The sequence below is a fragment of the Nocardia sp. NBC_01327 genome, from assembly GCF_035958815.1.
GTDB lineage: Bacteria > Actinomycetota > Actinomycetes > Mycobacteriales > Mycobacteriaceae > Nocardia.
Map to the genome: position 1 here is coordinate 8,294,090 of NZ_CP108383.1, position 23,094 is coordinate 8,317,183.

At 67.1% G+C, this 23,094-nt stretch carries 20 protein-coding genes; 7 read left to right on the forward strand and 13 right to left on the reverse strand.

The window, feature by feature from the left end:
• Window positions 1-118 precede the first annotated feature (118 nt).
• Both OG326_RS38275 and OG326_RS38280 read left to right on the forward strand, forming a co-directional pair.
• Complete coding sequence (locus tag OG326_RS38275) at window positions 119-295, forward strand: hypothetical protein (protein ID WP_327141981.1); 177 nt, start codon at window positions 119-121, stop codon at window positions 293-295.
• A 40-nt stretch (window positions 296-335) separates the two neighbouring features.
• Window positions 336-629, forward strand: a complete 294-nt coding sequence (locus tag OG326_RS38280) for a 4a-hydroxytetrahydrobiopterin dehydratase (RefSeq protein ID WP_327141982.1) — start codon at window positions 336-338, stop codon at window positions 627-629.
• On the opposite strand, the gene OG326_RS38285 is transcribed toward OG326_RS38280, so the two are convergent.
• Entirely contained in the window at window positions 571-1,818 is a 1,248-nt protein-coding gene (locus OG326_RS38285) for a mannosyltransferase (RefSeq protein ID WP_442791091.1), read from the reverse strand. The two genes, OG326_RS38280 and OG326_RS38285, sit on opposite strands and share 59 nt — an antisense overlap.
• 305 nt (window positions 1,819-2,123) lie before the next feature.
• Between OG326_RS38285 and OG326_RS38290 the strand changes: the two genes are divergently transcribed.
• Both OG326_RS38290 and OG326_RS38295 read left to right on the forward strand, forming a co-directional pair.
• Window positions 2,124-2,882, forward strand: a complete 759-nt coding sequence (locus OG326_RS38290; protein WP_327141984.1) for an Rv1157c family protein — start codon at window positions 2,124-2,126, stop codon at window positions 2,880-2,882.
• Between the two features lie 98 nt (window positions 2,883-2,980).
• Window positions 2,981-3,346 carry a hypothetical protein gene (locus OG326_RS38295; protein ID WP_327141985.1) on the forward strand — a complete coding sequence of 122 codons (366 nt, stop codon included), beginning with the start codon at window positions 2,981-2,983 and terminating at the stop codon, window positions 3,344-3,346.
• 7 nt (window positions 3,347-3,353) lie between these two features.
• Here OG326_RS38295 and OG326_RS38300 read toward each other — a convergent pair whose 3' ends face one another.
• The 4 genes from OG326_RS38300 to OG326_RS38315 all read right to left on the reverse strand — a co-directional run bounded on the left by OG326_RS38300 (window position 3,354) and on the right by OG326_RS38315 (window position 10,780).
• Window positions 3,354-4,079, reverse strand: a complete 726-nt coding sequence (locus OG326_RS38300) for a DUF1906 domain-containing protein (RefSeq protein WP_327141986.1) — start codon at window positions 4,077-4,079, stop codon at window positions 3,354-3,356.
• A 285-nt stretch (window positions 4,080-4,364) separates the two neighbouring features.
• Window positions 4,365-5,576 carry a hypothetical protein gene (locus OG326_RS38305; RefSeq protein WP_327141987.1) on the reverse strand — a complete coding sequence of 404 codons (1,212 nt, stop codon included), beginning with the start codon at window positions 5,574-5,576 and terminating at the stop codon, window positions 4,365-4,367.
• 160 nt (window positions 5,577-5,736) lie between these two features.
• Window positions 5,737-6,429, reverse strand: a complete 693-nt coding sequence (locus tag OG326_RS38310) for a CHAP domain-containing protein (RefSeq protein ID WP_327141988.1) — start codon at window positions 6,427-6,429, stop codon at window positions 5,737-5,739.
• A 292-nt stretch (window positions 6,430-6,721) separates the two neighbouring features.
• Complete coding sequence (locus OG326_RS38315; RefSeq protein ID WP_327141989.1) at window positions 6,722-10,780, reverse strand: BTAD domain-containing putative transcriptional regulator; 4,059 nt, start codon at window positions 10,778-10,780, stop codon at window positions 6,722-6,724.
• Between the two features lie 147 nt (window positions 10,781-10,927).
• On the opposite strand from OG326_RS38315, the gene OG326_RS38320 reads away from it, so the two are divergent.
• Window positions 10,928-11,407 (forward strand): MmyB family transcriptional regulator, encoded by a 480-nt coding sequence (locus tag OG326_RS38320; RefSeq protein ID WP_327141990.1) that lies wholly within the window; start codon window positions 10,928-10,930, stop codon window positions 11,405-11,407.
• A 7-nt stretch (window positions 11,408-11,414) separates the two neighbouring features.
• Here OG326_RS38320 and OG326_RS38325 read toward each other — a convergent pair whose 3' ends face one another.
• The 5 genes from OG326_RS38325 to OG326_RS38345 form a co-directional block, all read right to left on the reverse strand.
• Window positions 11,415-11,936 (reverse strand): hypothetical protein, encoded by a 522-nt coding sequence (locus OG326_RS38325; protein WP_327141991.1) that lies wholly within the window; start codon window positions 11,934-11,936, stop codon window positions 11,415-11,417.
• 138 nt (window positions 11,937-12,074) lie between these two features.
• Window positions 12,075-12,749: a GNAT family N-acetyltransferase gene (locus tag OG326_RS38330; RefSeq protein WP_327141992.1), complete on the reverse strand. Its 675-nt coding sequence runs from the start codon at window positions 12,747-12,749 to the stop codon at window positions 12,075-12,077.
• 241 nt (window positions 12,750-12,990) lie between these two features.
• Window positions 12,991-14,070 (reverse strand): redox-regulated ATPase YchF, encoded by a 1,080-nt coding sequence (gene ychF, locus OG326_RS38335; RefSeq protein WP_327141993.1) that lies wholly within the window; start codon window positions 14,068-14,070, stop codon window positions 12,991-12,993.
• A 78-nt stretch (window positions 14,071-14,148) separates the two neighbouring features.
• Window positions 14,149-15,417: an SGNH/GDSL hydrolase family protein gene (locus OG326_RS38340; protein ID WP_327141994.1), complete on the reverse strand. Its 1,269-nt coding sequence runs from the start codon at window positions 15,415-15,417 to the stop codon at window positions 14,149-14,151.
• Between the two features lie 88 nt (window positions 15,418-15,505).
• Complete coding sequence (locus tag OG326_RS38345; RefSeq protein ID WP_327141995.1) at window positions 15,506-16,135, reverse strand: TIGR03086 family metal-binding protein; 630 nt, start codon at window positions 16,133-16,135, stop codon at window positions 15,506-15,508.
• A 100-nt stretch (window positions 16,136-16,235) separates the two neighbouring features.
• On the opposite strand from OG326_RS38345, the gene OG326_RS38350 reads away from it, so the two are divergent.
• On the forward strand, window positions 16,236-17,204 hold the full coding sequence (locus OG326_RS38350; protein WP_327141996.1) for a helix-turn-helix transcriptional regulator: 969 nt from the start codon (window positions 16,236-16,238) through the stop codon (window positions 17,202-17,204).
• Here OG326_RS38350 and OG326_RS38355 read toward each other — a convergent pair whose 3' ends face one another.
• Genes OG326_RS38355 through OG326_RS38365 form a run of 3 tightly spaced genes read right to left on the reverse strand, consistent with a single transcriptional unit; the run spans window position 17,205 to window position 20,274 of the window.
• Window positions 17,205-18,041, reverse strand: a complete 837-nt coding sequence (locus tag OG326_RS38355) for a carbohydrate ABC transporter permease (RefSeq protein ID WP_327141997.1) — start codon at window positions 18,039-18,041, stop codon at window positions 17,205-17,207. It abuts the gene before it with no gap.
• Entirely contained in the window at window positions 18,038-19,030 is a 993-nt protein-coding gene (locus tag OG326_RS38360) for a carbohydrate ABC transporter permease (protein WP_327141998.1), read from the reverse strand. The genes OG326_RS38355 and OG326_RS38360 overlap by 4 nt, the downstream gene beginning before the upstream one ends.
• Window positions 19,027-20,274, reverse strand: a complete 1,248-nt coding sequence (locus tag OG326_RS38365) for an ABC transporter substrate-binding protein (RefSeq protein WP_327146718.1) — start codon at window positions 20,272-20,274, stop codon at window positions 19,027-19,029. Before OG326_RS38365 ends, OG326_RS38360 begins: the two co-directional genes overlap by 4 nt.
• A gap of 485 nt (window positions 20,275-20,759) precedes the next feature.
• On the opposite strand from OG326_RS38365, the gene OG326_RS38370 reads away from it, so the two are divergent.
• Window positions 20,760-23,090 (forward strand): carbon starvation CstA family protein, encoded by a 2,331-nt coding sequence (locus tag OG326_RS38370; RefSeq protein ID WP_327141999.1) that lies wholly within the window; start codon window positions 20,760-20,762, stop codon window positions 23,088-23,090.
• Window positions 23,091-23,094 lie beyond the last annotated feature (4 nt).

A 23,094-nucleotide genomic window follows, 5' to 3' on the forward strand; every position in this document is an offset into this window, starting at 1 on the left:
GACCCGGCGGGTCATGCATGGGGAAACTCGAGATTCCACCGGGCATGCGGCGAGCTATACATTACCGTTCGCCGAAGTCACACGTTTAACCCGCCCGACTTAGGTTAAGCTAACCAACATGGGCAAGGTGAAGGCGAAGGACGTTTCACGTCTGAAGCCGAAGAAGAAATGCTGCCGCAAGAAGACGCGGTGTGTGAAATGCCCTGTCGTCATCATGCGCATGAAGAAGCTCGAGGCCGCGGGATGCTGCGGCAAGGAGCTCAAGAAGGGTCTCAAAGCCGCCCGCGCGGCCTGAAACCCGAGCGCGGCAGCGCAACCGGGAGTACACCGGAATCATGACCCCCGCGCCGCTGTCCGAAGAAGAGATCACCAAAGCCCTCACCGATCTGCCCGGCTGGACCCGCACCGGGGACGCCATCGCCCGCACGGTCGAGGCCGCCTCGTTCCTCGCCGGTATCGAACTGGTGCGCCGCGTGGCCGTCGCCGCCGAAGCCGCGAACCATCACCCGGATATCGATATCCGTTGGCGGCGAGTCACTTTCACGCTCTCCACCCATGACGCGAATGGCCTCACCGCGCTGGATGTGGCTCTTGCGCACGAGATCGATCGACTGCATCTGCAGGGCTGATCCGGCCGACCCGAATCACCCAGAGGTAGAACACCAGCACACCGGCCGTGTACACCGTGCCGAGCCAGGACAGGATGCCCGGCCGGGAGATGGTCCAGATGGTGGGCTGGAAGAACATGAGCACCCAGGGCACCCCGATCAGCGTGACCACCAACCAGTATCCGGCCAGGATGCGCGCGCCGGCCGCCGCGCGCAGCGGGCCGTAGCAGAGCCACAGCACGGCCGGAATCAACCAGATCCAATGGTGTGACCAGGAAATCGGCGAGGCCAGCAGGCCGAAGAACTGCACGATGATGAGCGTGCCCAGGCGGTCGCCGGAGCCCAGCGCCCGCCAGGCCAGCACCGCGAGCACAGCGGTCACCAGGACGGCCGCGATCCACAGCGGCCCGGTCTGCACATCGTGACCGAGGATGCGGCTGAGCGATCCGCGCAGTGATTGGTTCGACGCCGTGGCGACCGGGCCGATCCGGGTGGCGTCGCCGAGCAGTTCACCGAAGTACTTCCGGGTCTCGCCGGGCGAGATCGCGAAGGTCAGGGCGACGGTCCCGGCGAAAACGATCGCCGACCACACCGCCGTGAGCCAGCGCCGCTGCGTCACGAAGTACAGCCCGGTGACAGCGGGCGTCAGTTTCACCCCGGCCGCGACGCCGATCAGCGTTCCCGAGACCCACCAGCGGGTACTGCGGACCGCGAGCATGGCGAGCAGTACCAGGAACACATTGACCTGGCCGTAGTCGAGCGTGGTCCGCACCGGTTCCAGCCACAGGCCGACCGCGGTCCACGCGACCGCCGCGGTGCGCCAATGCTGTTCGCGCAGCGCCTCTTTCCCGAGGATCAATTCCAGCGCGATCCACACCACGCCGTACAGCGCCACCATGGTCAGCAGCAGCCACGCCAGGGCCACCAGCGTGAACGGCAGGAAGTGCAGCGGATAGAACACCAGCGCGGCGAACGGCGGATAGGTGAAGGGCAGCGGGAAGTCCGGGGTTTTGCTGGCGTCGGTGTAGTCGTACAGATTGCCGCTGCCGAGGCCGGCCGACCCGTCCATGTAGACATGCAGGTCGACGAAATTCATCCCGTTCGGGAGCAGCAGCACCCAGGCCAGACGGGCCAGCACCGAAAGCACCAGTGCCGCAACGGCCAGGCGGAAGTGTCGATTCACGGCACAGACTTTCAGCTCGGGCGGCAGGATTTCCGGTCGGGCTTCACCGGTGGGCGTGCGGGCGACGACAAGAGTAGTCCCAGAAGAAAATGTGCCGGGAAACGCACACCCTCTGCTGTAACATTCGCATCACTGACCCCACCAGTAACACAAATACTGGTCGGACGTTCGATAGCGTTGCCGGATAGCGGACAGCAAGATCACACCGTGGCTGTACAACCGGGCAGCACGGTCCCTAGAGTGGCGCGGAGCGATGTCTCCATCGCCGCTAGATGTACCCGAAGGTAAGGACGGCTACACCAGTGCTTCGCACCCGAGGATCGCGATTCGCAATGTCAGCGCTGGCCCTGGCGGCCTGCGCCACTGTTGCCGTGCCGAACACCGCGTTCGCCAAACCCGCACCGGCCCCGCAGCAGACCACCGCGACGATTCCGATGGTCCCGGAAGGGGTTTCGGTCGACGCACTGGCCTCGCTGATCCCGGCCATCATCGGAGCGGCCACCGGTCCGGCCGATATCGCGGCGCCCGGTCCGCAGACCGCGATCCTCGATCAGGCCAAGCAGATTCTGGCCGGTCTGAACCTGCCGCCGCAGATCAAGACCACGCTGAACTCGATCATCACCTTCCTCGACGGCAGTGGCGGTGGCGGCCCCGACCTGCCGAAGGACGGTCCGGTCATCGCCCAGTTCCTGTGGCCGACAATCGGTAAGGGCTGCATCGGCTCCGGCGCCGACTCGGTGGGCACCGCGCTCGCCGTGCCCGGCCCGGCCACGCTGCCCCCGCCCGGACCCGCCGCCGGTCAGGCCGGATTCGTCTTCACCGCGCTGGGTACCAAGAGCCCCAGCGAGATTCAGAATCCGCCGATGACCGTGCAGTGGCTGAATCTGGACACCCGTCAGAGCGGCGTGCAGAACCTGACCGACGAGGCCAAGATCAATCCGGGTGGACCGGCCACGCTGTCGGCCATCGTCAATACCGGCGCCGGTCGTGTTGTCGCCGTGGTCTCCGGTTCGCTGACCACCCAGGCCGATCCGGAAACCCAGCCGATCAGCTGCTCGTTCCTGCCGACGGTCGGATTCTTCACCGTCTGACAACCGAGAATTCCGCCCCTGTTCCATTCCGCTATCAGCGGTCCGGAACAGGGGCGAAATCATTTCCGAGGACCGGTCGGTGTGGTAGACCGCTAGATATGGCCGCTGTGAACGCTCCCATGGGGAGTCTGAAATCGCGCCGATCGATCCTGTCGATTCGTTCGGAAGGATCGATCCTGTCCATTGGATCGGCGTATTCGATCCTGTCCATCGGCAGTGTGGGATCGGTGCTGTCGATCGGATCGGCGGGATCGTTCGGATCCCTGATCTCGTCCGCATCCTTCGGAAGTATCGGCTCGGCATTCTCCGGACTGTCGCGCTGGTCGCTGTTCTCCTGGCAGGGCGACCGCCAGGCCTTCTCCCAGGGCGACGACGACGAGATCCGGGACCGGCACCTCACGCTGCGCGTGGTACCGGACGAGCCGGACCTGCGCGACGATCCCACCTGCCACTGCCAGACCTAGCCGGGAACTACCACCACTGCCCGTACTGCGGCGCGAGCACCGCGTTCACGTCCACCCCGATGCCGCTCACCGAGCGCTTGTCGATCTCGAACTGGTGCAGGTGTGCGTCAGGGTGCACGTACCCCTTCGGCGAGCCCCAATTGTGCTGCCAGAAGTAGGAACCCAGGCCCGCGCCGCGGATGGAGTCGATGGTCGGCGAGTTCGCGTACACACCGGTCCGCTCGTGCCCGAGGACGGTTTCCCAGCCGCGCAGGTACGGCTCGATGAGATTGTCGAAATCCTCATCGCTGGGGTTATCGTCGATGGAGGCGTAGATCGGGGCGGTATCGGGACCACCCGCCGCCTTGTGCAGCACCAGCCCGCGGGTGGCGTGCTGGATTCCGGCCGCCAGGCCGCCGCGCCAATCGGCGGTGGGCCCCTTGCCGAACTGGTAGCAGGACACGACCGAGAGTCCGGCCGCGGACAGCGCGTCGACTTCGCGCGCCAGCAAAGGCTTTCCGGCCATCCACTCCGCGCCGGGCCGGCGATCGGAGACGTACCGGATCACACCGATATGCCCGTCGGCACTGATGGCGCCGGCATCGGGCACTCCGCCCGCATAGTCGAGCAGGGTGCCGATTTGTTGCCGGGCAGCGGCATTGGGGGCGGGCAGTGTCAATCCGGCGGAAATACCGGTGGCGATAACCGCACCCCCGAGTAGGAAAGCCCGGCGGTTGACATGGATAGAACGCATCGCGGAACTCCTTCGCACACTCGCTGATCGAACATGCCGATCACGGTGCAAAACCGAAAAATTGCCCGTGACCGGTAGAACTATTGCGGCGTGCCCGGCGCACCTTCCCCGATGGTCCGAAGATCATCTGCGCGCCGGGAGCCCTGAACGCGCCCTCATTCCACCATATTCACAGGGGAATCTCCAGGCTCACAGGGCCCATAAGCACCACTAATCCCACAAGTCCTAAAACGGACGAACAGGATTTTCATCAATAGCGCCCCGGATCGATCGACCCGGGATCGATCAGACGCGAGTGCCGTCGAGACGCGCCGTCACATCGATGGTGCGGCGGGAAACATCCGCCACCTCGGCGCGCACCACGGAGGCCACCTGGATGGCGACCTGTTTGCGAATACCTGCGAGCTTGCCGAGCGCGGCGGCCCGCAGGCCCTTCGCCTTGAACTCGAGTTCGATGTCCTCGGCGGCGGGCGGCGCGGCGTCGATAATGATCAGCAGCGGATCGGCGGCACGAGCGGTGAGGGCCACGGGCACCTGCACCTCGGCGCGATAGCGATTGGCCTGCAGCACATCCACGGTGATGTCGAGGCTCACCGGGATCATCAGATCGAAGGTCACCAGATCCTTGGTGTCGGCGCCGACCGGCTCCGGCTCCGAAAGCTCTGCGAGACTGGGCAATTCGGCGATGACGGGCTCGGGTTTCGGGGCCGCGGCGAGATGCGTCGACGCCACGACCCTGGGTAGTCGCACCGTGCCGTGCACGGTCACCTGCGCCTTGTTGCCCGGCCCGGTGCGCAGCGGGCCGACCTCGATGGGTTTGCCCGCCAGCGATTCGACCACCTCCCGCACCCGGTCGACGGTCACGATGCGCTCGAAGAAACGATGCCCGAATTCGTCGTAGCCGATCCATTCGTGGGTCGGCCGGCCGCGATACGGCGATCTACTGCTGTTGAGGATGGCTTCCACATCGAAGGTGCGGCCGCGCTGCGCATCCGGATCGTCGAGAATGCCGTTGATCCGATTGGCGACCTCACGCTGCACCAGCTTGGCAATGGGGTCCAGCAGCAGTTCCCAGGCCGCGCCGATGGCCTGCGCACGCATGACGAAACTGACATCGCGGCTGGTGACCGGCGGAATATCGATGACGATGAGCAGTGGATCCGCGGTGCGGGCGTGCAGCTTCAGATCGATGTCGACCACCGCCTCCAGGCGCAGCCGCTGGCCGCCGAGGGTGACGTCCACCCGGAGTTTCACCGGCAGCGCCACATCGAAGTGCACGTGCGGGCCGCGGCGAATGACGGTGGGTTTCCCGACGCTGCCCTTGGCTACGAAGCGCGCCAGACCGGCGGGCCCGATGGAGAACGGGCCGATGGTGATACCGCGACCGGCGATACCGGAAACCGCCGCTTCGATCCGGGATTCCGTTACCGCCGCCGCTACGAAACGTTCGCCGAATTCGGCGTAATCGATCCACATCGGTTCGTCGGACGGCGTCATCCAGCTACTTTCGTCGGGCGGGGATCCCTGCCCTGCCGATGAGGGGGCAGCAGGGCAGGGATCAATCGGCGACGCTGCCGGGCGCCACCGAGAACCATGGTAGGCGGAAGTACCAGCAAGTCCCACCCTCCCGCGCCAGCTTTTCAATAATGTGGAACTGCTATGTTCCCAATATGCCGTACCCGACCACGCCGGGTACGTCGGCCGGGCGGAATCGATGAATGCTGATTCGGCCGAATTCATTGCCTCCCACCGTGGTCAGCGTGCCTGCCACAGCGGCGATCACAATATTCGTGTGCTGGCCGAACACACTTCCGGGCGCGTACATCACCACATCACCCGGATGTGGCTGATATCCCGGCTCCTGGAAACGGTGCTGTTCGCGGTAGAACTGCTCCAGGGTGGCGACGCCCGGAATTCGCCAGGACCCGGAATTCGGATTCTCCAGCGGCTGCCCGGCGTCCCGCATCACCCAGCTCACGAAGTCCGCGCACCACGCCTCCCTGATGCCTTCGGAGTAAGTCGTGCCATCGTGCTGCTGCCCGTATTCGCGCTTCGCCACATCCAGGACACGCAGCTGGAAGTCGTCGAGACCGGTGCGGTCGATCGCCGGGAATTCCTGTAGCCGCTGTCCCGCCAGCGCGCGGTCGTTCGAATGTGCTTGCCACCAGCGGACTCCCACCACACCGCCGGTCGCCAGCACCGCGAGCACCACGACCAGAACCAGCCACCGCACCCTCCCCCGGCCGCTGCGACCCTCTCGTCCGCCCTGCTCCTCGCGTCCGCCCTGCCGCTCGCGTCCGCCCTGCCCCTCGTCTTCCTCGTGCAGCGCTTCTTCGCCGTGCAACGTCATACGGATCCTCCCCAGCATCCCGGCCGGTATTCGGCCACTACGTATTCGACGTCCCGCGATGATCACCGGTTCCCATCTCCACAGGATCTCCACGAAATCCGCACGCCGCCCCCGTCCGCGCGCCGCAGGCGCCGACCGCGGGTGGTGCCGCAATGAGCGCGGGTCGGCAACCCACCGAGCCGGGCCGCACGGCAATCAGCGGGAGCCACCCGACTGCGGCACCGATAACCGTCCGGTTCGCCGATGCCACAGGGTTCCGAGATGGTGACGCCCAAGGCGTTTCAGCTGCGGGTCATTCGGAGGGGCCGGGGACGCGGCAGGACTGGCTCAGCGAGACCTCGCGGACCTGGTGGGTGCGCACCGGAGCCCGGGTGGGGGCATCACGTTCGTCGAGCAGGGCGAGGTCCAGGGCGATGCGCTCGCGGAGCCGGGCCGCGGCCGTGCGGTGTGCGGCAGCACGTTCCGGGTCGCCGAGGAATTCGGCCAGTGCGGCCAGGGTGAGATCCATCGGTCCCAGCACGGTGGCGCCGCTCTCCAGGCCGGCGATCGTGCCCGCGTACGGCAGCAACTGGTCGTACAGCTCGTGCGCCCAGTCCCGGTCCGCGAGGCCGACGGCCAGGCGGGCCCGCACCGAGGTGAAGGTGGTCCAGAACTGCGGGGCCAGCGGCGGAGATTCGCGGAGCACGCTCCGGGCCTCCTCCTCCCGGCCGGAGTGCAGCAGGGCGAGCGCGTAACCGTAGACGAACAGCTCGGGTTTGATCGCCGCCCGCTCACGTAGCTCGTCGACGAACTCGGACATGTCGTCGCGCGCCCACGCCAGTGAGATGGCAATGCCGATGTGCAGGGCATTGGGCTCACGGGACGGTTCGGCCGCACCCTCGGCCGAATGCGCCACGATCTCGTCGGCGGCCGCCGGTTCGACGGCGAGCATGAGCGCCACGCCTTCGGTATTGCCGCGCAAGAGTTCCAGCACCATATCGAAGGGTGCGAGGGCGTCGAGCAGATGCCGGAGCTGGCCGTCGGTGGCGTATTCGCCCGCACTGCGGGCATGTTCGGCGGCGGCGACCAGGTCGGCATCGGCGAGGGTGGCGCGGAAGAGCAGATAGTGCGCGAGCGCGCGGAACTCGGTGAGCTCGGCATCGGTCGCGATGCGCAGCATGCGGGTCGCATGGCGTTTGAGATCGTCGGCGCGCAGAAATCCCTTGCGCGCGAAGGCCGCGAACGCCTGCGCGTTCAGCACCGTGCAGAGCAGTTCCGGATCGGCGCTGGGCGCGGCCAGCGCACTGGCCGCCGCGGCGGCGGCACCGGTGGCCGCCAGATCGTCGAGCGCCCGGTCGAAAACCGTATTGACCTGGACGCGAATGCGTGTGGACACCGGCAGGTGCGGATCCGCCAGCGCACTGCGCAGCGGTTCCCGGATCCGGGGATCCGGCGTATGCCAATCGTGCACCGACCAGATCAGCGGTGTCGGCCAGCACGTCGCGGCACGGGCCAGAAACTCTGTGCCACCGAGTGATTCGGCAAGATCCAGTGCCTGCTCCCGGGCAGCGCGAGCGGCGATGTGCTGCCCGTCGTAGGCGAGCGCCGTCACCAGCTCACAGCGCGCCTCCAGCAGCGCCACCCGATCGCCCCGAGCGGCCGTGTCCGCGCCATGGCCCGCCATATCGTGCAGCGCCAGCACCGAACGCCACCGCCGCACCGCATCGGCCCGCATCCGCCGCTCAACACATCGCCGCGCCGCCGCCCGCACGAATACCAGTGCACGCGCGGCAGTTTCGGCATTCGCCCCGAGCGAGGCATGGTGGGCGAGCGCGTCGATATCCGCCACCGGCGACGCCTGCGCGGCCGCGGGCGACGCATGAACGAGCGCATCGATCGCCGTACGAGCGGCCGCCGGTCGCGAACTACCGGCCGCACCGGCATAAATAGCATTGCCGGACAGCGCTATTCGCGCAGCATCGCCCTCCCCCGGTGTCTCCAGCGCGGCATTCAGCGCCTCGATGACGTTGCTGGACAACGACTCCGAGGGAGCCGACCCCTCAGCCGATTCGCCCACCACACCCGCGAACGCCTCGACCACATCCCCGGGCGAGAACCCACGCCCGCCCGATATTCCCACGACATCGGCAAGCGCCTCGATCACATCCCCCGACACCGACCCGCGATCACCCGATTCGCCCGGCGAACCGGCAAAAGCATTGCCGGAGACGGACGCCGCGATCGTCGCCGAATCCGCGCGGCCATCGATCGACGGCCCTCGCCTGCCGGGCACCGCCCCGGAATCGGCCCGCGGATCATCCCCGTCACCGGAAGGCACAGCGATGACCTTCGGCACCGCCGCCGAGCGGGCACGACCGTCGATCGGCAGGCCTCCCCTACCAGGCGCTACTCCGGAAACCGCCTGCGGATCATCCCCATCGACCGAAGGTGCCGCGATTGCTTTCGACACGGCCGCCGAGTGAGCGAGGGCGTCTATGGCGGTGACGGCGGGTGGGGTGGGGGTGTGCGAACAGAGGAGTTCGAAGGCGGCCCAGTGCATTCGGGCGCGGCGCAGGACCGGGATGTCGTAGTAGACGGTTTCGCGGACCAGGGCGTGGTCGAAGGCGATGCGGCCGCTGCGTTCGGTGCGCAGCAGGCGGGCCGATTCGGCGCCGGCGATCAGGTCGATGACGGTGTCGGGAGTGTGACCGGCGGAGGCGGCGAGGGTATTGACGTCGCTGTGCTCGCCCCAGACCGACATGTGCCGGAGCAGTTCGGTCACCTCGTCCGGCAGTTGCGCGATGCGACGGCCGAGCAGATCGCGCACGCTGTCCGGCAGGCCGTCGGTGCTGCCCTGTCCGGCAACAAGTTTCGCGAGCTCGCGGACGAACAGCGGATTGCCGCCGGTGCGGCGGCGCAGCAGTTCCACGGTGCGGTCGTCCAGGGTGGTGAGCCCCGCGGCGACCGCGGCCCGCCGCGTCCCGGCCAGATCGAGGCCGTCGAGTTCGATGCGATCGGCGGTGAACAGCGCCAGCGCCGCGGCGGTATCCCGCACTCCCGGACCGGCTTCGGTGCCGCGCAGGGTGGCCACGATGAGAATGGGCCGGTCCCGCAGCCAGTTCACCACCTGCCGCAGCACCTGCAGGGTCGCGGTATCCGCGCCGTGCACATCCTCGAGCACAATGGCGACGGGTCCGGTGGCCGCGCGTTCCCGGCAGGACCGCACCACCCGCCGCGCCAGCGTGAAAGCATCGGCGGCGGTATAGCTTTCGGGATCGGCGGCATCGAGCCCGGTGAGCACCTCGGACCAGGCCCAGGCGGGCGGTGCGCCCTCCACCTCGGGACAGCGCCCGAAGACGGTGGTCCAGGATTGCCCGGCCAGCTGCGTGACAATGGTGGCGGCGAGGGTGGTCTTGCCCGCTCCGGCCTCACCGGAGAGCCAGACCAGCCGCACCTGTCCGGCGGCGGCCGATTCGGCGGCGGCCAGCAGTCCGGCCCGCTGCTGGGCATATCCGCTGTCCCGCATCGGATCCTGCGGCAGCCTTGCATCCGGTTCGGTCGCCCGCACCGTGATCGGGGGCGCCGGCGCATCGGTTTCCACCGAGTGCGTGAGGATGGCGGTCTCCAGATCACGCAGTCCCGGACCGGGATCCACGCCGAACTCCAGGGTGAGGAATTCGCGACTGTGCCGCACCGTGGCCAGCGCGTCCAGCGATTGCCCGAGCCGGTACTGCGCGAGCGCCAGTAGTCGCGCGCATTCTTCGCGCCCCGGAAACTCCTCGAAGATGGGCCGCAGCGCCAGCACCACCTCGGCGGGCCGGTTCATTTCCAGCGCGGCCTGCGCCCGCAGTTCGGCGGCGGTCAGCCGCAGCGCGGCGAGGCGGGCGGTTTCCTGTGCGGCCCAGGTCATTCCCGCGAAGGATTCGAAGGCTCCGCCGTGCCAGCAGCCCAGCGCCGCGTCCAGAACGCGGACCTGCTCGCGCGGATCCGGCCGTCCGGCCGGATCGCGCATGGCCGATTCATGTCCGTGCAGCAGCTGTTCGAAGTGCCACGAATCCACCTGCTCCGGTTCCAGATTCAGTGCGTAGCCGTGGGATTCGGAGACGATGATGCGCGACTGCCCGCGCCGCGGCCGGTCGGGTTCGAAGACCCGGCGCAGATTGTGGATATAGACCTGCAGGGCGGCAACGGCTTTGGTGGGCGGATCGCCGCTCCAGAGATCGTCGATGAGCCGGTCGGTGGGCACCACCCGGCCACCCGCCGCGACCAGCCTGCCCAGCACCGCGCACTGCATGGGCGCCCCTGGCGGCACCCGCTGGTCGTCGATGCTGATGTGCAATGGACCCAGCACACCGATTCGCGTGACCGCCATCGAGCCGAGCCACCCCCAATACCCACTACGAAATAAAACAAACCGAGTGTCCAATATGGCAGAAATTCTGCGGTAACACCCAGTCTTGTGATCCGGCTTAACTCGATACGAAGTGGATCCGAAGAGTTGTACCGCACACTGCCTAGGGTGTCCGACCCCTCCCGGCTTCCGCCCGCCGATCTCGCGGTGCTGCACAGCCTCCCGTATCCGGCGTGCCTGCATGACGGCGCCTATGACGTGGTGGCCGCGAACAGCGCCTTCGATCAGATCTTCCCGGGCACCGGACCCGGCGCGAACCTGCTGACCGCCATCATGCTCGAACCCATGTCCCGCTACCGGCTCGGCGACTGGGAGGCGGAGGCGCAGATCATGGTCTCCACCTTCCGGACCATGGCGCCGGACCTGATCAGCCCGGAGCGGCGTGAGGAGATTCTCAATCTGTGCCGGCGCGCACCGGAATGGGATCGGCTGTGGCAGAACGAGGCCGCCCCGGACGAGCAGCGCGAGCGGACGCTGCTCATGCACGAGCCGGAGACGCGGGCCGAGATCCGGCTGCATGTGCAGACCTTCCACTTCCAGGCTCCGCGCCGGCCCTGGTCACTGCTGACCGTGGTGCCGTTCCACTGAGCCGGGCTCAGGCCTGCGCGGCCGGCTCTTCGAACCAGCCGTCCTCGGGTTCGGCGAATCCGTGATAGACGAGCGGAATGCGCCGATCCACCCCGAAATGCCGGTAGACGGCGAGCATGGCGGTGCGCACGGCCCGATCGTGGAAGTCATCGATGCGCCGCACCCCGAGATCGTGTTCGGGTAGCAGCGCCAGCCGCAGCATTTCCGCGGGATCGTCGATATCCAGGCCCATCGGGGCGGGATCGGCGATGAAGTGATCGTGCAGTACCGCGCGCGCCCGGCCCGGATCGTGCACACCGGGCCCGAAGGCCCGGAATCGGGTGCGGACGGCGGGCGAGCAATGCACCTGCAGCCAGTCCACGAGGACGGCATTGCGGCGGGGAATGCGGCCGGTGAGCGGCGTCTGCTCGAGCAGATGCAGCATGCTGCCGCCGTGGACGCGCGGATCGGGAACGAGGAACAGGGTGAGCGCGGGAGAACCGGACAGCCTGTCCGAGAGATAGACCTTGGTGGTCATGGGGTCGGGCATGCGTTTCTCCTTCGAGAAAGAGGGACCGCAACGCCGAGAAGTATAGTCGCCCAGAGTTAACCGGACTGGTCGGTTTCCGACCGGTCCGGTACTTTTCCGGCGGCGCCGACACCCGTCGGCGCCGCCGGAAACGATCGATCAGGCGTCGATGAGCCGATTGCGCACCGGAAGCGCGCTGAACTGCCCCTCGATGGTGGCCCGGACAGTCGGCCACTCGTCCTCCAGGATCGAGTAGAAGGCCGTACTGCGGACCTCACCGTCCAGACCGCGCGAATGCGCCCGTCTGACCCCGTCGCTGGTGGCGCCGAGTCTCTCGATTGCCAAGCGCGAGCGGTGATTTCGCACATCCGCCCGGAAGGTGATGCGCCGCACCCGCCAGGTCTCGAAGGCATGCTGCAGCAGCAGCATCTTGGACTCCAGATTGATGCCGGTGCCACGCGCCTCCGGCGACAACCAGGTATTGCCTATCTCGGCCGCGTCCGGCACTGCCATCAGGGCATCCCCCGGCGGCGATCCGTGCACCAGCGGCCACACCATCGGCCCCTGCCAGTAGTCGAATCGGGTGAACCGGGTCGAACCCAGTATCCGGCCACTGGCGACGGCGATGATGGCGAAGGCGAGCGAGGTTCCGGCGGCATGCCCGGATAGCGCTTGCGCCACATAGTCCAGCGCCTCGTCCACACCGTGTGGGACAGGCGTGAACGCGAAATCGTCCCGATTGCCCGCTGCTGCTTCCGATATACCCGAAGCATGGTGCGGTGCAAGGGGTTCCAGCCGTACCAGACGGCCGTTCAGAGAAAGGGGTACAGGCACGTTCCCTCGATCTTTCGGATACGGTCGGGGGCTCGCTCAGACAGTGCCGCACCGGCCGTGTGCTCCGGAAACGACGAATCAGCCTAGGCGCGCCAGTAGCAGCATCGAACAGTGCGATGAACGATAGCGGAACACGGGCGCACAACAAGGCAGGCGGCGCGCAAATTTACTTCGCCGCCACGCGTGTCGCGCCTACGGGATGTCGTGCCGCGTAGGCGGGTTCGTCAGATCAGGTAACGATCTAGACGTTGAATCGGAACTCGACCACGTCGCCATCGGCCATGACGTAGTCCTTGCCCTCCATCCGGACCTTGCCGGCGGATTTGGCGGCGGCCATGGAGCCGGCCGCGACGAGGTCGTCGAAGGCGACGATTTCGGCCTTGATGAAGCCGCGCTCGAAGTCGGTGTGGATGACGCCGGCCGCCTTGGGGGCGGTATCGCCCTGGTGGATGGTCCAGGCGCGCGACTCTTTCGGGCCGGCGGTGAGGTAGGTCTGCAGGCCGAGGGTGTGGAAACCGGCGCGGGCCAGCGAATGCAGGCCCGGCTCGGTCTGGCCGATGGATTCCAGCAGCTCGACGGCGGATTCCTCGTCGAGCTCGATGAGCTCGGATTCGACCTTGGCGTCCAGGAAGACGGCGTCGGCGGGGGCGACGGCGGCCGCGAGCTCGGCCTTCTTGGCCTCGTCGGTGAGGATCGCCTCATCGGCATTGAAAACGTAGAGGAAGGGCTTGATGGTGAGCAGCGAAAGTTCCTTCAGCAGCTCGACATCGAGTTCCTTGCGCGCCGCGAACAGGGTGCGGCCCGCATTGAGGATCTCCTGCGCCTGCTTGGCGGCGTCGGCGACCGGCTTGCGGTCCTTCTTGACGCGCGCTTCCTTGTCGAGGCGGACGACCGCCTTCTCCAGGGTCTGCATATCGGCGAGGATCAACTCGGTCTCGATGACCTCGATATCGGCGAGCGGATCGACCTTGCCGTCGACGTGGATCACATCGTCGTCGGCGAAGACGCGCACCACCTGACAGATGGCGTCGGCCTCACGAATATTGGCGAGGAACTTATTGCCCAGGCCCGCACCCTCGGAGGCGCCCTTCACAATGCCGGCGATGTCGACGAAGGACACAACGGCGGGGAGCTGGCGCTCGGAGTGGAAGATCTCGGCGAGCTTGGCCAGCCGCGGATCGGGCAGCGAAACGACGCCGGTGTTCGGCTCGATGGTGGCGAAGGGGTAGTTCGCCGCCAGCACGTCGTTGCGGGTCAACGCATTGAACAGCGTCGATTTTCCGACGTTGGGCAGGCCGACGATTCCGAGGGTGAGACTCACGAGAACAAGACTCTACCTGCGCACTTCCGACGGAACGGACTCGGGCCGGACAGTTCGGGCCGTTCGCGCCCGCGCGGGTCAGTCGAGCACCGCGGCGACGGCCGCCGCCAGGGCCACATATCCGGCATCTCGCAGGTGCAGATGGTCGCCGCTGTCGAAGGCGGGGGCGAGCCGCTCGGGATCGGCCGGATCGGCGAGCACGGCAGCCGAATCCACCACGGCGTCGTATTCGCCCGAGGTGCGAATCCAGTCGTTCACGGCCTTGCGGACGCCCTCGCGGTCGTCGTAGCGGACCCGATCACCGTCTCCGAAGGTGGAACCCGCGGCGGGCGGAATGGTCGCGCCGATGACCCGAATGCCCGCCGCGCGGGCAAGCGCGATCAGGGACCTATAGCCCGCGATCAATTGCTCGGCGGAGACACCGGGGCCCGGACCTCCGGTCGCCAGATTCCCGCCGCCGAGCCAGATGTCGTTGATGCCCTCCAGCACCACCACCGCGCCGACGCCCGGCTGGTCGAGGACGTCGCGGCGGAAGCGGGATATCGCGCTCTCCCCCATCCACTGCGAATCGGCGGTCACACAGTTGCCGCCGATGCCGAGATTGAGTATCGGACGCGGTTTTCCCTGTGCGACAAGACTTTCGGCGAGCACCTCCGGGTAGGTGTGGTGCGCGTCCATGGTGGAGCCGACACCTTCGGTCAGGGAGTCGCCCAGCAGGGCCACCCCCGAGGGGCGCGGCCGCAGCTGCTGGGTCTCCACCGCCGCCAGGTAGTAGTAGGACGAGGAGGTCACGGTGAATGCCGTTGGGGCGGTGTCGGATCGATGGTCGCCCCAGGCGAGGTACGAGGTGCCCAGCACCTGTGCGTGATACGTCCCGGGACCGGTCGGATCGGCGAAGAAGAGCGTCACCGTGAGCAACTCCAGCGGATCGACCGGCATGGTGATCGGATCGGTGACCGCCGTGGTCCCCGGCGGGATCCGGAACGCCGCCTCGGAACCGATCAGCAACTGCCGCAGGCTGTCCGGATGCACCGCGGCCCCGCCCGCACTGCGCGCGACGGTCGCCCCGGTCACCTGCAGGGGTTTCGTGCCGAACTGGTTCGACAGTCGCAGGCGGAGCTGGGTTCCCCCGTCGCTGACCCGAATCACCTGGCGCACCGATTGATTCCCGAATCCGGCCATCGACCAGTTGGGCACGAAGCTGTTGTCGCCCGGCCGCTGCGTTCCGGTCGCCCACACCGCCTGCCACCCCGGTGCGGAGACCGGGGCGGCGGCGGTGGCCGCGGCGAGAACGACCAGCAGCGCGAAGAGTGCGGCGACAATCCGCACGACAGGGATCGCCTTCATCAGCCCCCTGCCGACCGGGCCGCACCCGCAAGACCGAGTTCATGCACGCACCCAGCTTGGCACCGAGTGGCCGATTTATCGCGGCGGTTCAGGCGCGCGGGTCGCGGCCCAGGTAACCGAGCAGCTCATCGGCCACGGGAGTGGCGCTCGCGGAATCGGATTCGACGACCGCCGCGTAGGCGCCCCACTGGCGCAGCGGTTCCACCAGACCCGTTGCGGCGGTGAGCAGATGACCGGCCAGCTCCTCGGTCAGCGGGGACGGCTGCCCGGTCGCGATGGCGATATCCCAGGCGTGCACCGCCGCGTCGAGGGCGCACATGACGGCGGCGACCGGGGTCGGCAGCGCGCCGTGCGGCAGCGGGGTGGGGACGGTGTCGGCCGCGTCGGTGACGGTGGACCAGGCGGCGGCGGTCTCTTCGACTGCGGCGGCGACCAATTCGGCCGGAGCGCCGTCGACGGTGCCGGAGGGCGAGAACGGGTCGTAGGCCGGGCCCGCGCCGATGCCGAGGGACAGGGCGTAGGCCAGCTGGTCGGCGGCGGCGTGCTGCACGACCTGGGTGACGGTCCACTCCGAGCACGGGGTGATCAGCTGCCACTGGTCGGCGCCGACACCGGCGACCGCGGTGGTGAGCGCGCCGTAGGAGGCGGCGAGCACATCCCGCCAGACGGGCGCGAGGGCGGCGGCGGGGGTGGTGGCGGTCTGCGAGTTGGTGCTCATTGTTCTTGCCTCTCAGGTTGTTTCGATCCGTTGAGATAAAGATATGCGTCGATTAGGCTTGTTCTCTTCCTAATTAATCGGCCGAACGAAAGGGCACTGTGTGACCTCGACCACAACCCGGCTGCTCCGCCTGCTCTCACTGCTCCAGGACCACACCTACACCGGGCGTGACCTAGCCGAACGTCTGTCCGTCACCGATCGCACGCTGCGCCAGGACATTGCCCGCCTGCGTGAACTCGGCTATCCGGTGCATGCCGAACGCGGCCCGATCGGCGGATACCGCCTTGGGCAGGGCGCGAATATGCCGCCACTGCTGCTCGACGACGACGAGGCGGTCGCCGTGGCCGTCGCGGTGGGCCTGGCCGAGGACGGCGCCACCGGCATCGCCGATATCGGTGAGAGCATGACGCGGGCCTGGGCCAAGCTGGAGCGCATTATGCCGAAACGCCTGCAGCGCAAGGTGACCGCGCTGCGCGGGGCCACCGATATCGGCCAGGCCGTCACCGGTTCCATCGAACCCGACGCGCCGGTCCCCGCCGCCACGCTGTCCACCCTCGCCGCCGCCATTCGCGCCGCCACCACGCTGCACCTCGACGAGATCGAGGTCGAGCCCTACCGCCTGATCAGCTGGCAGCGCCGCTGGTACCTGGTCGCCTACAGCCTGGACACCCACACCTGGCAGGCCCTGCCCGTCTCGCGCATCGACCGGCTCGCCGCGGCCACCCGCCATTTCGCTCCCCGCCCGCTCCCCGCAGACGACCTGGCCGCCTTCGTCCTGCGCGAAATCGCCTTCACCGGCTGGGAAGTCCACGCCCGAGTCACCGTCCTCGAGCCCGCCGCCACCGTCATCGCGCGCATCAACCCCACCGTCGGCGTGGTAGAGCCGATCGACGCCCACACCTGCCAATTGCTCACCGGCGCAGACAGATTGGAGACCATTGCCATCTACCTGAGCATGCTCATGATGGATTTCCGGGTGGACAGCCCACCCGAGCTGGTCGACCACATTCGCACGCTGGCCCGCCGCTACACAGCCGCCACCCCGCCGTTCCCGGCGAACGGCGAATGATCAGCGGCCGCCGAGGCCGGACATGGCTATGCCCTTGACGAACGAGCGCTGGGCCAGGGCATAGAGCAGCAGCAGGGGCAGGAGCAGCAGAATGGCCGCGGACATGAGCAGCGGCCAATTGGTGGAGTACTGGCCCTGCAGGCGGATCAGGCCGAGCGTCGCGGTGGCGTATTCGTTGCGCTGGATCATGATCAGGGGCCAGAGGAAGTCGTTCCAGACGGTGATCCAGGTGAGGACGGCCAGGACCATGACGGCGGGGCGGGCGTGCGGGAGCAGGACGCGCCAGTAGATCTGCCAGGGGGTGCAGCCGTCGAGGGTGGCCGCCTCTTCCAGTTCGGTGGGCAGGGTCTGGAAGAACTGGCGCATGAGGTAGGTGCCGAAGGCGCTGCCGAACAGGCCGGGAACGATCATGGACCAGGGGGTGTCCATCCAGCCGAGGGCCCGCATGAGCAGGAATTGCGGAATGACGGTGACGGTCAGCGGCACCATGAGGGTGGCCAGATAGGCGAGGAAGAGCGCCTCGCGACCCGGAAAACGCAGGCGGGCGAAGGCATATCCGGCCAGTGAGCAGAAGAAGACCTGGCCTGCCGTCACGCAGCCGGCGTAGATGACGGTGTTGAGCAGCATGCGGCCCAGCGGAATGGCATCGAAAACATCGGCGTAGTTGGACCATTGGGGATGCGCGGGCAGCGGGGTCGCATCGAGCAGTTCGCCTTCGGACTTCAGTGATGCTGAGACCGCCCAGAGGATCGGCAGCAGTGCGCACCAGGCCACCGCGATCACGGCCAGGTAGATCAGCGCGCCGTTCAGTACGCGACGGCCGGGAGTTCGCCTCACAGATCCGCCTCCGCACGCCGCGAGAGCCGCAGCTGAATCAGTGTGAGCACCAGCAGAATTGCGAATATCACCCAGGCCAGGGCCGAGGCGTAGCCGACCTCGTAGAAACGGAAGGCGTTCTGGAACAGCATGATTCCCAGCACATAGGTGCCCGTCTCCGGCCCGCCATTGCTGCCCGTCAATGCGTACGCCTGATCGAACGCCTGCACCGAATTGATGATCGTGATGACAAAAACGAAGGACAGCGCACCGCGAATCAGCGGCACGGTAATCGACCGGAAGCGCCGGAACGCACCGGCACCGTCGATTTGCGCTGCCTCATAGAGGTTTTCGGGCACACCCTGCATGGCGGCCAGCAGAATGACCGTCGCGAAGGGCACGCTTTTCCACACGGTGACCAGGCTGAGCGATACCAGCGCCCAATCCGGATCGGTCAGCCACGGCACGGGTCCGAGGCCGATCCAGCCCAGCATGCGATTGAGCAGCCCGTCATCGCTGGCGAAGATGAAGCGAAAGACCACCGCCATCGCCACCGTGGAGGCCACCAGCGGCAGGAAGGCGATCGTCCGGAACACCGCGATACCGGCCAGTTTCCGGTTCAGCAGGGCGGCGATAGCGAGGCTGATCACCACGGTCGGCACCAGCGTCAGCACGGTGAACACCGCCGTATTGCGCAGCGCGATATAGAACAGCGGGTCGGCGGTGAACAGCCGCCGATAGTTGTCCATACCCACAAACCGCGGTGCGCTGAACAAATCCCACGAATGGAAGCTCAGATAGAGCGAGAAGCCCAGCGGGAACAGCAGAAACACGGCTACGGCAGCCAGATTCGGCGCAATGAACAATGCTCCGGCCCGCGCCCGCCGCCTGGCCAGCGCCGTAGCGCCCGCCCGGCCACGACCCCGCTCGGCAGCGGGCGGCCGCGCCTCGGCTCCGGCGGCAGACTCCCCGCTCAGTAGGCCCGTCGCGCCCCGCTCCGGGCCGCTCATGTCGCCGCCCGCAGTACGGCGTCGATATCGGTGGCGGTCCGGCCGCCGAGCGAATCCGCGGTCGCCGCACCGCGCAGCACCCGATTGCAGCCGCGTTCGAGCAGCGCCTCCACCTTTCCCCACTGGGGTGTGACGGCCATTTGACGCGAGTTCGCGGGCCCCTCGGTGAACACCTCCAGATTCCGAATGCCGCGATGGGCATCGGCGAAACCCGTGGTGTGCATGGCGGATTTGAGCACCGGCACGAACAACCCGGATGCGGCGATCAGGGCCTGACCTTCCGGCCCGGTCGCGAATTTCACGAATTCCCAGGCTTGTTCGCGGCGCGGGCTGGCGGCCGCGATGGCGAGTCCGGTGCTGCCGACGTCGGTCATGGCCCCCGGTCCCCCGTGCGGTCCGACCGGAAGCACGGTGACATCGAAGTCGAGCCCGTCGTGCCCGGTGAATTCCGAATACAGCCAGTGCCCGCCCATGAGCATCGCGGCCTTACCACTGCGGAACAGGTCCTGTGCCGAAACCGATTGCCGGTCACCGACACTCGGCGCCACCCCGTGCCGCACCGCGAGGTCGGCATAGAACTGCAGCCCTTCGGCGAAACGCGGATCGCCGATATTGGTGCGCACCGGCTGCACGGGCGGACTGAACCATTCGGCCCCATTGTTCATTCCGAAGCAGGCGGCCGAGAAGTACGGCACCCAGGCATCCACAAAACCCCACTGCTGCGTGCGGCCACCGGAATCGCGGCGGGTGAGTGCGGTGGCCGCCGCCAGGAATTCGGCGTAGCCCCAGGCCTCCGACCACCGTACCGGTGGCTGAATTCCGGCCTCCGCGAACAGTTTTCGGTTGTAGTAGAGGAATACCCCCGACCATTGCTCCGGCAGGGCGTACTGCCCGCCCCGCCACAGGAAGGTGTCCCGCAGCGGCGCGTACCCGTCCGCGTGCAGTTCGGCCGCATACCGCGGATCGCGGTCGAGCAATCCCTGCAGATCCACCAGTACGCCGCGTTCGGCGAGCCCGGCATAGAGCAGCTCCCACGACATCAGCACATCCGGGCACTTGCCACCCGCGCAGTAGGTGAGCATCTGCTGCAGCGGATCGGGCCCGGACATGATCGTGCGGATCGTGATATCCGGTCGCCGCCTGCGGAATTCGTCGATGATCTTCAACCGCGATCGCGCCTCCTCCGGGCGCGCCTGGAAGAAGAAGGTCACCGCATCGTCGTCACCACCGCCGCAGCCGCTCATGGCCGCCGCCAACGCCGCCGTTGCCCCCGAACGGAGCAGGGTGCGGCGAGTGATGTTGCCGTTCACGGTGTGTCGAGCATGCGTAGCTCGGCGCCGACGAGAGTCATCGCAGTCTCCTCTGTCGTGGAAACACGGATCCGGGGCCACGTGACGCAGGTCTCGAGCCAGCATGGCAGCATACGGAGAGCAACCTGCGACACGCGGAGAACACGCGGACTCGCGGGACCCCACGCCGGATCTCGTCACCCGCGTTCCCCGGCGCACACGTCCGCCGGGCCACCCATACCTGTCGGTACGACACTTGGTGAACGGCTGGAGAAAGCCCGGCCCAGGTGAGCCGAGTCGGCTACGTTTGTCCCATTTCGCGTAGACCCACAGCACGTAGATCCACAGCACGTAGATCCACAGCACGTAGATCCACAGCACGTAGATCCACAGCATTCAGATCCGCAGTACTCAGATACGCCGCACGGGAGGGTTGTCGCATGGCGACCATCGAATACCTCCGGACAGACCCCGACCTCCCCCCGGTCGGCGTCGTAGACCGGACGCCCATGACCCCCGCGAAGAAGGGCATCTTCTTCGCCGTCGCCGTTCTCGGCGCCATCGCCTGGACGGTCCTCGCGATCGCGCGCGGCGAGGACGTCAATGCGGTGTGGATCGTGGTGGCCGCCCTCTGTACGTATGTGCTGGCGTACCAGTTCTACTCGCGGCTGATCGAATGGAAGATCACCAAACCCCGCGATGACGTCGCCACTCCGGCCGAAGAGCTGGAGAACGGCCGCGACTACATGCCGATGGACCGGCGCGTGCTCTTCGGGCACCACTTCGCCGCCATCGCCGGCGCGGGACCGCTGGTCGGACCGGTGCTTGCCGCGCAGATGGGCTATCTGCCCGGCACCATCTGGATCATTGTCGGCGTCGTATTCGCCGGTGCGGTGCAGGACTACCTGGTGCTCTGGGCCTCGGTGAAACGCCGCGGCCGCAGCCTCGGGCAGATGGCCCGCGATGAGCTCGGCGTGGTCGGCGGCGTCGCCGCCATCGTGGCGGTACTGGTCATCATGATGATCCTGCTCGCGGTGCTCGGCATCGTGGTGGTCAATGCGCTCGCCGCCACCCCGAACGCGAAAACCGGTGTGCTGGAGGGCGGTAGCCCGTGGGGCGTGTTCTCCATTGCCATGACGATTCCGATCGCCCTGTTCATGGGCGTGTACCTGCGCTTCGTGCGACCGGGCAAGGTCGGCGAGATCTCCCTCGTCGGCTTCGCACTGCTGCTGCTGGCCATCATCTCCGGCAACTGGGTGGCCGGATCCGCGTGGGGCCGTGACTGGTTCACCATGTCCGGCACCAGCATCGCCTGGATGCTGATCATCTACGGCTTCATCGCCTCGGTGCTGCCGGTGTGGCTGCTGCTCGCCCCGCGCGACTACCTGTCCACCTTCATGAAGATCGGCACCATCACCCTGCTGGCCGTGGGCGTGCTGGTCACGATGCCGGTGCTGAAGGCCCCCGCCATCTCCCAGTTCGCGGGCAACAGCAATGGTCCGTCGTTCGCGGGCAATCTGTTCCCGTTCCTGTTCATCACCATTGCCTGTGGCGCGCTGTCGGGATTTCACGCGCTGGTGTCCTCGGGCACCACGCCGAAACTGCTGGAGAAGCAGTCGCAGGCGCGCATGATCGGCTACGGCGGCATGCTCATGGAGTCGTTCGTGGCGGTCATGGCGATCATCACCGCCAGCATCATCGACCAGCACCTGTACTTCGCCATCAATGCCAGCCCGGCCCTCACCGGCAATAGCGCCGACAAGGCCGCCACCTACGTGAACGGCCTGGGGCTGAGCGGGGATCCGATCACGGCGGCGGATCTGAATTCGGCCGCGGCCGGGGTCGACGAGGCCAATATCGTCTCCCGCACCGGTGGCGCGCCGACGCTGGCCATCGGCATGTCGGAGGTGCTGCACAAGCTCATCGGCGGCTCGGGTCTGAAGGCGTTCTGGTACCACTTCGCGATCATGTTCGAGGCGCTGTTCATCCTCACCACCATCGATGCCGGCACCCGCGTGGCGCGCTTCATGCTGTCGGATTCGCTGGGCAATCTGCCCGGGGCCAAGCGCTTCAAGGATCCGTCGTGGCTGCCCGGCGCCTGGATCTGCTCGGCCATCGTGGTCGCGGCCTGGGGTTCGGTGCTGCTCATGGGCGTCACCGATCCGCTCGGCGGCATCAATACGCTCTATCCGCTGTTCGGCATCTCCAACCAGCTGCTGGCGGCCGTGGCGCTGACCGTGGTGCTGGCCATCGTGGTGAAGAAGGGCCTGGTGAAATGGGCCTGGATTCCGGCGGTGCCGCTGGTGTGGGATCTGATCGTCACCATGACGGCGTCGTTCCAGAAGATCTTCTCGGGTGATCCGAAGATCGGGTACTGGACGCTGCACAACAACACCGTGCGCACCCACGACGCGTACGTCGCCGCGCGCGACTCCGGCCAGCTGCCCAAGGGCGTGGCGAATATCGCCGCGCTGAATACGCAGATCTCCAACCTGGACAAGACGATTCGCAATACGTTCATCCAGGGCACGCTGTCGATCGTCTTCGCGGTGCTGGTGCTGATCGTGGCGCTGATCGGGCTGTGGGTGTGCATTCGCGCGCTGCGCAAGGGCGGCAGCGAAACCACCGAATCGCCGGAGCAGCCGTCCAAGATCTTCGGGCCGAGCTCCTTCCTGGCCACCAAGGCCGAGCAGGAAGTCCAGAAGGAATGGGACGACCTCGTCGCACAGGGCAAGGTGCGTGCGAGCGGGGCCGCGGCGCACGCACACTGATGTG